The 11679-nt window shown below is 41.7% G+C and carries 13 protein-coding genes; 2 read left to right on the forward strand and 11 right to left on the reverse strand.

Annotated elements, in window-relative coordinates:
* Window positions 1–37: 37 nt before the first annotated feature.
* The 4 genes from hisA to ACIFSR_RS02530 all read right to left on the reverse strand — a co-directional run bounded on the left by hisA (window position 38) and on the right by ACIFSR_RS02530 (window position 3542).
* The gene (gene hisA, locus ACIFSR_RS02515; RefSeq protein WP_339209142.1) at window positions 38–787 is read right to left on the reverse strand and encodes a phosphoribosylformimino-5-aminoimidazole carboxamide ribotide isomerase; all 750 of its coding nucleotides are present in this window, start codon (window positions 785–787) and stop codon (window positions 38–40) included.
* Window positions 788–904: 117 nt separating this feature from the next.
* Window positions 905–1591 (reverse strand): HAD family hydrolase, encoded by a 687-nt coding sequence (locus ACIFSR_RS02520; RefSeq protein ID WP_430054688.1) that lies wholly within the window; start codon window positions 1589–1591, stop codon window positions 905–907.
* A gap of 28 nt (window positions 1592–1619) precedes the next feature.
* Entirely contained in the window at window positions 1620–2168 is a 549-nt protein-coding gene (locus ACIFSR_RS02525) for an NUDIX hydrolase (protein ID WP_430054690.1), read from the reverse strand.
* A 174-nt stretch (window positions 2169–2342) separates the two neighbouring features.
* Window positions 2343–3542 (reverse strand): oxalate decarboxylase family bicupin, encoded by a 1200-nt coding sequence (locus ACIFSR_RS02530; RefSeq protein WP_430054692.1) that lies wholly within the window; start codon window positions 3540–3542, stop codon window positions 2343–2345.
* Window positions 3543–3679: 137 nt separating this feature from the next.
* Between ACIFSR_RS02530 and nagZ the strand changes: the two genes are divergently transcribed.
* Window positions 3680–4945, forward strand: coding sequence for a beta-N-acetylhexosaminidase (gene nagZ, locus ACIFSR_RS02535; RefSeq protein WP_430054694.1), 1266 nt, complete (start codon window positions 3680–3682; stop codon window positions 4943–4945).
* Between the two features lie 121 nt (window positions 4946–5066).
* Here nagZ and fabI read toward each other — a convergent pair whose 3' ends face one another.
* From fabI to ACIFSR_RS02570, 7 genes are all read right to left on the reverse strand, one after another.
* Window positions 5067–5843 (reverse strand): enoyl-ACP reductase FabI, encoded by a 777-nt coding sequence (gene fabI / locus ACIFSR_RS02540; protein WP_076269326.1) that lies wholly within the window; start codon window positions 5841–5843, stop codon window positions 5067–5069.
* A gap of 32 nt (window positions 5844–5875) precedes the next feature.
* On the reverse strand, window positions 5876–6466 hold the full coding sequence (locus ACIFSR_RS02545) for an AAA family ATPase (RefSeq protein ID WP_430054697.1): 591 nt from the start codon (window positions 6464–6466) through the stop codon (window positions 5876–5878).
* 69 nt (window positions 6467–6535) lie between these two features.
* Window positions 6536–6670 carry a DinB family protein gene (locus tag ACIFSR_RS02550; RefSeq protein ID WP_430054699.1) on the reverse strand — a complete coding sequence of 45 codons (135 nt, stop codon included), beginning with the start codon at window positions 6668–6670 and terminating at the stop codon, window positions 6536–6538.
* Window positions 6671–7450: 780 nt separating this feature from the next.
* Complete coding sequence (locus tag ACIFSR_RS02555; protein WP_430054702.1) at window positions 7451–8167, reverse strand: class I SAM-dependent methyltransferase; 717 nt, start codon at window positions 8165–8167, stop codon at window positions 7451–7453.
* A 173-nt stretch (window positions 8168–8340) separates the two neighbouring features.
* Window positions 8341–8616 carry a hypothetical protein gene (locus tag ACIFSR_RS02560; protein ID WP_430054704.1) on the reverse strand — a complete coding sequence of 92 codons (276 nt, stop codon included), beginning with the start codon at window positions 8614–8616 and terminating at the stop codon, window positions 8341–8343.
* A gap of 14 nt (window positions 8617–8630) precedes the next feature.
* The gene (locus ACIFSR_RS02565; RefSeq protein ID WP_430054706.1) at window positions 8631–9176 is read right to left on the reverse strand and encodes a hypothetical protein; all 546 of its coding nucleotides are present in this window, start codon (window positions 9174–9176) and stop codon (window positions 8631–8633) included.
* 75 nt (window positions 9177–9251) lie between these two features.
* Window positions 9252–10148 (reverse strand): AraC family transcriptional regulator, encoded by an 897-nt coding sequence (locus ACIFSR_RS02570; RefSeq protein ID WP_430054708.1) that lies wholly within the window; start codon window positions 10146–10148, stop codon window positions 9252–9254.
* Window positions 10149–10280: 132 nt separating this feature from the next.
* On the opposite strand from ACIFSR_RS02570, the gene ACIFSR_RS02575 reads away from it, so the two are divergent.
* Complete coding sequence (locus tag ACIFSR_RS02575; protein ID WP_430054710.1) at window positions 10281–11120, forward strand: phytanoyl-CoA dioxygenase family protein; 840 nt, start codon at window positions 10281–10283, stop codon at window positions 11118–11120.
* Window positions 11121–11679 lie beyond the last annotated feature (559 nt).

Consider the following 11679-nt stretch of genomic DNA (forward strand, 5'->3'; position numbering starts at 1 on the left):
GAAGTCTCACTTAGCCAGCTTCGTTGCTGTTTTCTCTCTAAGCCTTGTTACTGTAGGCAACAACTTCCTCATAGGATAATTGCCCGCCAAAAATATCAAGCGCACTTCCGATTGTTAAATCCAGCTTGCCGTTTGAAAGCTCATTAAATTGATCCATATCCGCAATCGACCTTGCTCCGCCGGCATAGGTTGTCGGAATCGTTACCCAATCAGCTAATGAACGAACGAGACTTTGCTGAATGCCGCTTTGCTTGCCTTCCACATCAACAGCATGAACAAGAAACTCATTGCAATACTGCTCAAGGAATGAGATGTTTTGTTGGTTAACAACGAACTCGCTGAATTGCTTCCATTGATTCGTCACAACAAACCATTGCCCGTCCTTCTCCTTGCAGCTTAGATCGATTACTAAACGGTCTTTCCCCACTTCAGCGACGATCTTTGCAAGATGATCCTCATTCAGCTGACCATCTTTAAAAATATAGGAGGTCACAATAATATGCGATGCGCCCTTCTCCAAATAAAAGGCAGCGTTATCTGCAGTAATACCACCGCCAATTTGCAAGCCGCCTGGATATGCTGCAAGAGCCCGAACTGCCGCTTCCTCGTTTCCGCCGCCGAGCATAATAACATGGCCGCCCGTAAGCGCGTCTTTCTTAAAAAGTTCTGCATAATAAGCTGAATCTTGTTTGGATACAAAGTTTTCTATAATTTCGGCATTCAAAGTTTCACCGACGATTTGTTTTACCTTACCGTCATGCAAATCGATACAAGGTCTAAATTTCAATTTTCATTCCTCAATTCTGTATGTTGTAAGTATGAATATTCTCTTATATGAAAAATAACCTAATCCTTTATGTAAATCAACAATGCTGCACAATCTTGATGTATATATTACTTATACTTAACGCTTCTCCACTATACGTGGTGCCTTTAATTCTATCGTTTCAATAAGCTCAGACAAGCTTCTATCTGCCATTGAAGGAATCAGTAAATCATAATCCATGAAAGCAAAATCCTTCGTCAGCTCGTTTGGAACGATCACAGTATTTAGTCCCGCTGCTTTAGCTGCCAAAAAGCCATTTAAAGAATCCTCGAATGAAATTGCTTCACTCGCTTCAACTCCAAGCTTCTGCAGCGCCAGCAAATACAGCTCCGGATTAGGTTTGACCATTTCGACCTCATCAGCCGTACTGAAGCTGTCAAAATAATGATCCAATTGATGTTTAATCAAATATGGCTTTATCCAAGAAAGCTGAGAGCTGGATGCGAGACCAACTTTGAGATTCATTCGCTTCGCCTCATTCAAGTAGTCCATCACGCCTGGGCGAATATCAGCTGACTTAAGAAGCTCTGTATAGACTTCTTTGAATTTTGCTTTAACAGCTGCTAAATCTATCGTTTCTGTTACACAATCGGCAATATAAGTATAAGGGTTAAATTGATCCAGCGACGTCCCTACACATTTGGCATACAGCGACACAGGCAGCTCTACTCCATACTCCTCATAAACTTGACGAAAAGCATAATAAGATGGCGTTTCCGTATCAATAATAAGACCGTCAAAATCAAAGACCAACGCTTTAATCAATCGACTCATCCTCTCTACTGTACAATCATTATCTATGCGATTCTTGTTTGATCGCGTAACTGCTTAAATATAGCTCTCTACTAGAAGTATCTGATTCGATGCTGGAAGAAATATCTTTATGTTTAATATCGATTAAATTCTCGTTTTTATAGACACAATGATGATCGTAACTAATGGCTTCATTCAGCATCATAGGCAGTGTGATTGGAATATTGGACACGATGCCGACATTGTTTTTATCCATAATCCATTCGAATGTTTTCCAATCTAAAATCCCTTCATCTGTTTTCTTAGGTGTCGCATATTCAAAGGAAGCCGGCACTTCCGCTATATACGCATACATGCCGCCAAAATCAAAATTATCGCCAGACCAGGTAACTAATCCTTTAAAATGCAAATCGTAATGACAAATACCCGTTTCTTCTTCAATCTCTCTAATCATCGCTTCCCTCGGAGACTCCTGCGCTTCGAGCTTGCCGCCAATCCCATTCCAGCAGCCCATCCAGCTGGATCTCTCACGATTAAGCAATAATATTTCATTTGAGCGTTTAATAAAACAAATATTATATTTCAGCATGATCGTTCTCCTATGTTCGTGTTCTTATATAAAATTTGTACTATTCCTACCTATCATCATAGCTATACTTTACCACATTGCTGTTTTAGAAGAGAACCTGTCCACAAAATTAAGAAGATTTCCCAAAAAGCATGAAATCACTTTTTAGAAAATCTTCATTATCATCATATCTGCTTATTTCGGTTTATAGGAGAAGTTTGGATATTTTACGACAGGCCATTTCTCTTTGCGCAGGGCATCCATCAGCTCCGGACCGACATGTAAATTACTTTCAACCAGTTCACACGGAGTTAGCGCCATCCACTGGTTCAATGACACATCAACAAAGCGATCACTTTTGAACATCTCCAAAAACCAAAGTGATTGGCTGCCCGTATTTTGGATATAATGTCCATAAGCAAATGGAACGTATCCAACGTCACCAGCACGATAATCAAAGGTTCGAGCGATACCGTTTCCAGCAAACACGGTCATTCGACCCTGGCCAGCAAGATAATATTGCCACTCATCGTTGTTTGGATGCCAGTGAAGCTCACGCATTCCTCCCGGTAGTATCTCTACGAGGGCAGCAGCAATCGTTTTCGAGATGGGAAAGTTCGAGGAATCCACAATCCGCACACTTCCGCCAGGAGTTTTAAGTGGTGGCTGCGCCAACAAGCGATGTGTAAAAGGAGATGGAACCTCACCATAGGGAGATTGCACCTTTTGGCTTTCAATCGACCCTGGCACCTTATCTTGATAAATATAAACCTGATCGGAAGGAATATGTTGAAAAGCGCTTTCGGGAACGCCAAAATTTGCAGACAACACGTCTTTTGGGGTATGTGCAAACCAATCGGAGATGGATAATGTATTCAAATCAGAGAAGGTGCCATCATCAAAAACAAGCAAAAATTCGCAGCCGCCCTCAAGCCCTTGAATGGAATGAGGGATGCCAGCTGGAAAATACCAAAGATCTCCTTCACCAATGTCAGCGATCATATTGCGTCCAGCTTGATCAACTGAAGTAATTCGCGCTTTACCAAGCAGCATATAAGCCCATTCGGCTTGCTGATGCCAGTGCATCTCCCGAACGCCGCCTGCTGTGAGACTCATATTGACTGCCGCGAGAGTTGTTGCAATCGGTAAATCTCGAACCGTTACCTCGCGTGACCAGCCGCCTTTGTTTAATTGCATATGTGTATCCGAGAATGAAAATTTCAAATTAGGAAGCAAACCCGAATCGGTAACGGGGGGAACGAGCATGTTCGGGTTTTCAATATCACGCATAATATCACGCGGTCCTTGGTCTATATTTCCCGTTCCATCACTTGCTCGAATGGGCTGAGGGATAACTGTGCTGTTATTTGGATCTTGGGGATGATCCTCCATCATAGTCCTCCTCGATTTTAAAATATGTGTAGTAGCTTTCATAACCTATACAGCTTATGATGGGAAAATGAGGAATATTCAAATTGTCAGCAGGCATAAGTCGTGCCAATAAAGGTGATCATGCAACGAGGGAGGATTTTATGATGATAAAAAAAGCAGTTACACTACTAACCCTTTTAATCATTTGTTCAAGTTGCAGCACGGGTAACACTTCAACATCTCCATCACCAACAATAAGTCCAAGTGACCAGCCAACGATTATGCCTAGTCCGAAACCGACTGACAGATCGACTGACAAGCCAGCGGAACAAAATGATCCGCTTAAACAAAAAATCGCCAACATGACTTTAGATGAGAAAATCGGCCAAATGGTCATCGTAGGCCTTGAAGGTACTTCAATGGATAAGCAGGCAAAAGAGCTGATTGAAAAATACCGGGTTGGTGGATTTATTTTGTATAAGGACAATATGAACGATGCAGCACAAATATTAAAACTGCTTAATCAGCTAAAAGTAACCAATCAAAAAAACCTAACACCTCTATGGCTAAGTGTCGATCAAGAGGGCGGGAAAGTGAATCGTATGCCCGAAGAATACATTAAGCTTCCTCCCCCCGCTGAGGTTGGTAAAGCTGGCAATACCGATTACACATTTCAAATTGGACAAGCTCTTGGTGAAGAAGTTCGCTCCATCGGATTTAACATGGATTTTGCGCCTGTATTAGATATTAACAGCAACCCAAAAAATCCTGTCATCGGCAATCGATCCTACGGGACCAACGCAGAAACAGTCATTACACATGGCCTGGAAACGATGAAAGCCATTCAGTCTAAGCAAGTGGCTGCAGTCGTCAAGCATTTTCCAGGACACGGCGATACTTCAGTAGATTCTCATCTCGATCTGCCTGTCGTGAATAAATCCTTGGCAGAGCTTAAGGCATTTGAGCTGCTTCCATTCGTCGAAGCGATCCAGCAGGATACCGATGCGATTATGATTGCCCATTTGTTAATTCCGAAGATCGATAAAGACTACCCTGCTTCCCTTTCCAAAAAGATGATTTCTAAATTATTGCGCGAGGAACTAGGTTATGAAGGAGTCGTTATGACTGATGATATGACGATGGGCGGCATAACGGAGCATTTTGATGTTGGGAAAGCTGCAGTCACCTCGATTTTGGCTGGAAGTGATATCATCCTCATCGGACATGATTACAAAACGCAGCTATCCGTCCTCCAATCGCTCAAAAAAAGTGCACGCGACGGCGTTATTTCGAGGGATATGCTGGATAAAAGCGTTTATCGCATTTTAAGCTTAAAAGAAAAGTATAAGCTTGAAGATAAAACACTACCTTCTATAGATGTAAAAGCTGTCAATCTTCAAATCAAAGCCGCTATTCAATCAAAATAAAGTGAATTGCAGGAGACAGATCTACCTATTGTTCAAATCGACTCTACAGTATAAGTAAAAACATCCATAAAAAAAGCTCAGACCTCGTTATGAGATCTGAGCCATTTTTTATTTGAACGAATTACAAAGCAAGAATGTGATAACCGGCATCCACGTGAAGTACTTCCCCTGTGATGCCTCTCGACAACTGGCTAAGCAAGAACATCGTTGCATCTCCAACTTCATCCTGATCTATATTGCGACGAAGCGGCGCTCTTTCTTCGATCGTGGACATAATGTCATTAAAGCCTGAAACGCCTTTTGCAGCAAGCGTCCGAATTGGACCTGCAGATACCGCGTTAACACGAATGCCATATTTGCCCAAATCCTCAGCGAGGTACATTACACTGGCTTCAAGCGCGGCTTTCGCAACGCCCATAACATTATAGTTTTTTACCACTCGTTCTGCGCCGATATACGTTTGCGTAACGATGCTTCCGCCTTCGGTCATAAGCTTCTTCGCTTCACGCGCAACGGCAACTAACGAGTAGGAGCTGGAGTTTTGCGCAAGCAAATAACCTTCTCTTGTTGTGTCTACATATTCGCCTTGCAGCTCATCCTTCTCAGCAAACGCGACGGAATGAACTACGCCATGAATAACGCCAACCTTCTGCTCCAATTGCTTAAATGCCTCAATAACACTATTGTCATCAAGCACATCGCAGGAAACGGCTTCCAACGCTTCAATTTGATGCTGCTCGAGCAGTTTTTTGAGTTTTTCCAATGATCTTTCCTTACGGTAAGTGAAAACCAGCTTAGCACCTTGATTGTGCAGTGATTTAGCTACTCCCCAAGCTATGCTGCGTTCATTGGCTACACCCATAATTACGATTACCTTGTTGTTCATTAAGTTAGACATGATGTTCCTCCCAGTTTCCTAAGTTCTTTTTCTTAAAATCGAATGTGCTTCACCTGCGTGATCACGCGGTCAAACGATCTTTTTAACGAGCTTCTTTGGTCCGGCAGCAATTGAATATTCGAAAGAGAAGCGATATGTTCCACATTATCCATGATGGACGAATGATCCGTTTGCAGATGGTGACCAAACCTTTCATCCGAAAGAGCTGCCACACATCTCTTTATTTGCTGTATCGGCCAAGAGTTTTTCCGCTCGCCTCTGCCCCGAAGCCGTTTCATTAAAGTCTCTTCCGTTGCACACAGAGCATAGTGATTAATTTCCACTCCATCTCCCCGCAAGCGACCAATGATTTCCTCAAAATATTGCGGATTTACGACTGTCATCGGTACGATTATGATGCCATCATAGGTTTCATCGAGATGCTTCAGCATCGCATAATTAAAGTCACGCCACATCGGATTTTGTTGAAAATCACTCGTATGAGTTGAACGCGGCGTATTTTTACGAATAAAATAACCAACATTCTCTGGATCGTATACAAATGAATGTTCCGCTCTTTTATGCAGTTCATACGCAGTTTGTGTCTTCCCAGCGCCAAACGCGCCATTAATCCATATAATCATGACTGTCACCTCGACATCATTGTCATATCATTGTTCTATACTAACGATTCGCTTCGTTATATTCAACTTCTATTTCGAAATTGGAATACTTTTTTCTATTAAAGCTGACTGTCGCTCATAGATAATATAATCTGTAAGTATCGGTTCTGCTCCAGCTTGCCTAAGCAATAAAGCGATTTGTCCGCGGTGGTAGCTGCCATGCAAAACAACCTGCGTAAGGATATCACATATTTTTGTAGTAAACGGATTTTATCACTTTCATTCCCATAGTCCGATTCAACCAGCTTGGAGAACAAAATTTCATAGTCCGCTTTATTTTGCTCAGCGATGCGTTCACATTGCTCTAAGGTATGCGTCGGCCAAATCGCCATCCCCGCACTATCTTCTCCATTAATACGGGTTAGCCATACCTTCTCGGCAGCAAGAACATGACTAAGCAAGCTTAATGGCTTCTCCATAGGAAGGTCACTCGATTTCAACACCATAATAACTTGAGCATTCGCCCACGCGATATGTTGGAAACACTTCACAAAATGGTTATGTAAATGCCCTTCATTAGATTTGCCAACTGTAACAATATGAAGCGGTATTGATAGAGTCGATGACAATGTGATTTCGAGCTGCTGCCCAGGAACTAACTCATTTAAAATTTCAGGATAGATGATTCTAATTCGTTTCACTTTGCCGTTTTCGTTTAAAACATAAATAATATTTTTATGCTTGCTAACCATTTTGGCATGGATGATTTGGTAGTTTTTGTTGAATACATCCACGACGTATACTATAAAAAAAACAATCATTACAAATGTTACAAGAAAGAAAAAGAATCCTAGAGCTTCAGGACCATCATTCAAATAAATGTTTATAAATTGAATAACGGCATTCAAAACAAATACAAAGCTTGCCAGAAGACCCGTGTAGATGGACTTCATCGGTTTAAGATTCATATGCTCAACCCCCTCAATGTTACTGTCAACGTACAACTTATCCTATCTTACGGACGACAAAAGTGATGCAATCACTGCTCAGCAAAATATCCCTTTCATTTCTAACGATTGCAAATTCCAGCTGTTTGACGTGGTGGTCAATGACTTCCCAGCTCGTATATGCTTTGCTTAACAAATGCTCCATCGCTTGTGTTTCCATATTTACTTCAATAAGAACTTCTAGACTTTCACCGCTTCGTATATCTGTTTCGCGAATATTGGTGTTTATGATGATACAATTGATTCCATTATCTTTTGTACCTGCAGTCATATGATGCAGTGTATGATGCAGCATCGCTTCAGTATTCACATGTTCCAGCGAGGATACTGCTACAATATAATCATATTCTTTCTCTGAAATTGTAAAATTGCCTATATCGCTTGCAACCGGCTTTAGTAAAGGATGCACTCCAAATTGCTCGCCATAACTCATTAGCTTACGCAGGGCTAACTCCAAGAGATCCACGCATACCACTTGTCCCTGAATATGATGTTCTTGCAATACCTTCGCTATCGGTATGCTATTTCTACCTACTCCGCAGCCTAAATCAAGAACAGATAGTGGGCCTGATTGATCAAGTAAGTCAAGATTTTTCATAACCGTCAGCACAGGCTTATGCAGCCACGAGCCTTCCTCAAACAATTTATAATCATCATAGCAGGCTTCGTGATATTTTTTCTCTTCCTCTCTAATTCTCGCTACCCTCTCATCCATAAAAAAACCCTCTCTCTTTTATGTGGCGTACTGGGTAATATTGATAGGTCTACTTAAATCCTGACATAACGATGAGGTGGAAGCAACAAAATTTTACACAGGTATCGCATAATTAATGGGTAAATAAAAAAAAAGGAATTGCTGACTCGCGCCGAGCAATCCCTTTAGATTTATTATGGCTCAATGGAAACGAGCGTAGGTCTTTCCCATTTTCGGTGTTCATATTTAATAAAATAATCATGATCCACTTCAATTAATTTATAGATGCCTTTAGGAATTTGAATCATGTCTTGCTGCCCGCTCAAATCCTGAATTTTGATGGCTGTTTCATGAACCTCAATCACTTTCACCTGTGCTCCTGTTACATTCGAGTAAGAATTCCATATCGCTAATGCAAACAAGAGCAATAGGATCATTCCGATGGCAGCGAGCCTGTTAGTCTTTTTCATATCTACCTCCAAAATTAAGCTTGTTGATCCTCAGCAAGCATTTCTTTTATCATCTCAATATTTATTGCTGCTCGATGATTCAAGGACTTTTTGTCCTTTAGGTTTAACGATTTTAAATCATGACCCGGATCGATGATCAACGCACTCGACATAACGTCATCCAGAAGCTGAGCGGCTGATTTATACGCTTGATGAAGCAGCTCGGTACTCGCTTTACTTCTAACTAGTTTAATTATTTCGATCATATTTTCAGCATACATCAGCTTTACGATACTATCGGACGACTTGACGTGGCGATTAGCGAAAGCCATAACATGCTCTACTATTATTGGATCTGGATTGTTTTTGGCGATCGACAGCAGCTCAAGTACAGCGTCCCAGTTTCTAATCGACAGCTCACTGGCGTTTTTGGCAATCATAACATCGAACCATGCCGTTTCCGTTTCTTTTGCAATCTCGTAGGACTTGTACTCCTCTAGCTCTCCCGCGCGGTGCATTTGAAAATAATTGCCGTAGTAGGCAATGAATAACTCTTGTGCACGACTATTCGTGTCTACCATTCTATCTCCACCTTCAAATTATACCTATAAACAAATGTCCAACTAGTATAGCAACTATATAATGATTTCGATACCTCATTCTTGCTTCTTATCATTTATTGTTTTCTTCGTTTGTCCAAGCATGCGAAATTGAGACGGCGTAAGCCCCGTTACTTCCTTAAATTGATGGCTGAAATAATGAATACTTTTGAATCCGAGCCTTATCGAAAGCGACTCCATCTTCTCCCCTAGAAGAAGTGCCTGCTTCGCTCTCTTTATCCGTTCTCTAATCATAAAATGCTTCGGTGTAAGACCCGCTTCTTCCTTGAACAATTTAGAGAAATGGATAGGATGATAACCGCATAATGCAGCAAGCTCCGCTACCGACCAGTTGTAATCGGGCTGCAGCTGCATCGCTTGAATAGCAGGTTCTATTTTATGATTGGCATTAGCCGACAAACTGCCTTCCAGCATATGCCGATACATAACCGTGATTGCTTGTATCATTAAGGCACGCAGTGCCATGGTATACCCCGGCTGCTCCCCTTTGTACTCCTTAACCATACGCGTCCATATCGCTTCCAGCCCAGGCACTTCAAACAATGTGGGCATAAGAAGCTGGCTTGCCGTCCCGCACACAAGTACCGGATTGATAGAAACACCCTGTGGCGGCCATGAATTGAAAAACCGAATGCCAAGTCCAGGATGCACAGGCTCTGGAGAATCATGCTGCCAACTGAAATGAATGCTGTAAAAGTCCGTTTTCTCCGTTGCTTTCAAATAGGACTGACAATCAGGACCGTAGTACACGCATTCTCCAGGTCCGATCGTATAGGTCTGATTATTGATATATAGCTCGGCACAGCCCGTAATGACGTTCATGATTTGGCAGTCGGGAATGACTCTTACTCCCCAATTCTCGCCTGCTTCCGCCGTTTGTCTAACGGCGAAGTTGACTGTTGGCGCTATTTTCTCAAGCTCGATAGTAGACATATGCGCTCCTTTTCTCCACATGATAAGAAAAACACAAATGATTCATTGTTTTAGGAAAATACAATGCTTCACGCTTTCATTATGATTAAGTTATCAACAATCATAATCAAGCTTGAGGAGAGGTGCAAGAGTATGTTGAATGCTGCACAGTTAGCTGAATTTGAGAAAAATGGTTTTTTGAAAGGCGATGTGGTCTTAAACGATGCTGAGGTTGAACGTTTACGCGAGGAACTAGATCTGGTTATGGAAGGAAAAGCGGTCAAGAAACCCATTCTTAACCATAATATGCGTGAGGAAGAAGCTGACTCCTTATACAAAGGCATGAAGATGAGCGTCAGTGAAAAGGTAGTCCAAATCGTAAATATATGGATGGCTAGCGATGCTTATTTGCAACATGCCGGACATTCGGTTATTTGCGAAGAAATCGCACAATTATGCAAAACCGATACCCTTCGTGTCTGGCATGATCAGATCCAGTATAAACCACCAGTAACGGGTGGACCGACGCCATGGCATCAGGATCATCCGCTGTGGCCGGTTATTCAGCCAGCTGACCTCGTCAGTGCATGGGTTGCCCTTGACAATGCAGTCATTGAAAACGGCTGCATGTGGATGGTACCCGGCAGTCATAGATGGGGCGATCACCAGAAATATCTTGCAAGTACGCCTGACTTTATGCCTTTTCATCGCAAGCCCGAATTGCTGCCTGAAGGCGCAGTCGTTGAAGCTGTACCGTTCGAGATAAAGAAAGGGCAGGTCGGCTACCATCACAGCCTCACTTGGCATGGCAGCCCGCATAACCGTTCCGAGCTTAAACGTAGAGCAATCGCTGTTCATTACATGCCTGGCCACACCATCTATTCGCCAACAAGCAATCATCCCATGGTGCCTTATGTAACGGTTAATGAGGGAGATATTTTATCAGGCGAGCACTTCCCTGTAGTTTACAGCGCAGCTGCTGCAACTAAATAATCTACTGATAATTAAAAAATATATCTAAAGCGATAAAGGCGAATTTCCATTCTATTAGGAATGAAAATTCGCTTTTTTTATGCTTTTCTATATGTAAGCTAATTAAATACTATTCATAGTCAAACCACTTTTTTTGCAATATGGCTGTCTTTGCTGGGTTTTTCAGTAAAAAGAGATTTTTCTCCTATCCAAAGTCCTATAATATCTTCCAAAATCAATGTAAAAAAGATAATAATACCTTTCACCATTCATCAAAAAAGCCTTTATCCATGCGGCATAAGCGTCATTTTATAATCGTTTTAATCCTTTATTTGTGGTATTCAATCAAAAGTTTGATTAAATGCTCCAAAATACACTCATAATTGTCGCGAAAATGTAGTACACTGAGTTCAGCGACAAACACATTATACATTTGTCCCCCCTAAACACCCGTAATGACCTCCTAAAATGATTTAGCCATTCATCAATCTAGAGCCAATTGCCCTTTTGAACAGCGCAGAATACACAAACTAAACTGGATATGAACTCTTTGGAGTTTATATATACAATCTCTACGAAC

It is taken from the genome of Paenibacillus sp. NRS-1760 (assembly GCF_050467785.1).
Classification (GTDB): Bacteria; Bacillota; Bacilli; order Paenibacillales; family Paenibacillaceae; genus Pristimantibacillus.

Excerpts from the sequence above, each read along its gene's own strand:
- ACIFSR_RS02575 (WP_430054710.1), top strand. The coding sequence starts at position 10,281 with ATGTTGAATGCTGCACAGTTAGCTGAATTTGAGAAAAATGGTTTTTTG.
- ACIFSR_RS02530 (WP_430054692.1), bottom strand. The coding sequence starts at position 3,542 with ATGATGGAGGATCATCCCCAAGATCCAAATAACAGCACAGTTATCCCT.
- ACIFSR_RS02555 (WP_430054702.1), bottom strand. The coding sequence starts at position 8,167 with ATGGATGAGAGGGTAGCGAGAATTAGAGAGGAAGAGAAAAAATATCAC.
- nagZ (WP_430054694.1), top strand. The coding sequence starts at position 3,680 with ATGATGATAAAAAAAGCAGTTACACTACTAACCCTTTTAATCATTTGT.
- ACIFSR_RS02525 (WP_430054690.1), bottom strand. The coding sequence starts at position 2,168 with ATGCTGAAATATAATATTTGTTTTATTAAACGCTCAAATGAAATATTA.
- ACIFSR_RS02560 (WP_430054704.1), bottom strand. The coding sequence starts at position 8,616 with ATGAAAAAGACTAACAGGCTCGCTGCCATCGGAATGATCCTATTGCTC.
- ACIFSR_RS02545 (WP_430054697.1), bottom strand. The coding sequence starts at position 6,466 with ATGATTATATGGATTAATGGCGCGTTTGGCGCTGGGAAGACACAAACT.
- fabI (WP_076269326.1), bottom strand. The coding sequence starts at position 5,843 with ATGTCTAACTTAATGAACAACAAGGTAATCGTAATTATGGGTGTAGCC.
- ACIFSR_RS02565 (WP_430054706.1), bottom strand. The coding sequence starts at position 9,176 with ATGGTAGACACGAATAGTCGTGCACAAGAGTTATTCATTGCCTACTAC.
- ACIFSR_RS02570 (WP_430054708.1), bottom strand. The coding sequence starts at position 10,148 with ATGTCTACTATCGAGCTTGAGAAAATAGCGCCAACAGTCAACTTCGCC.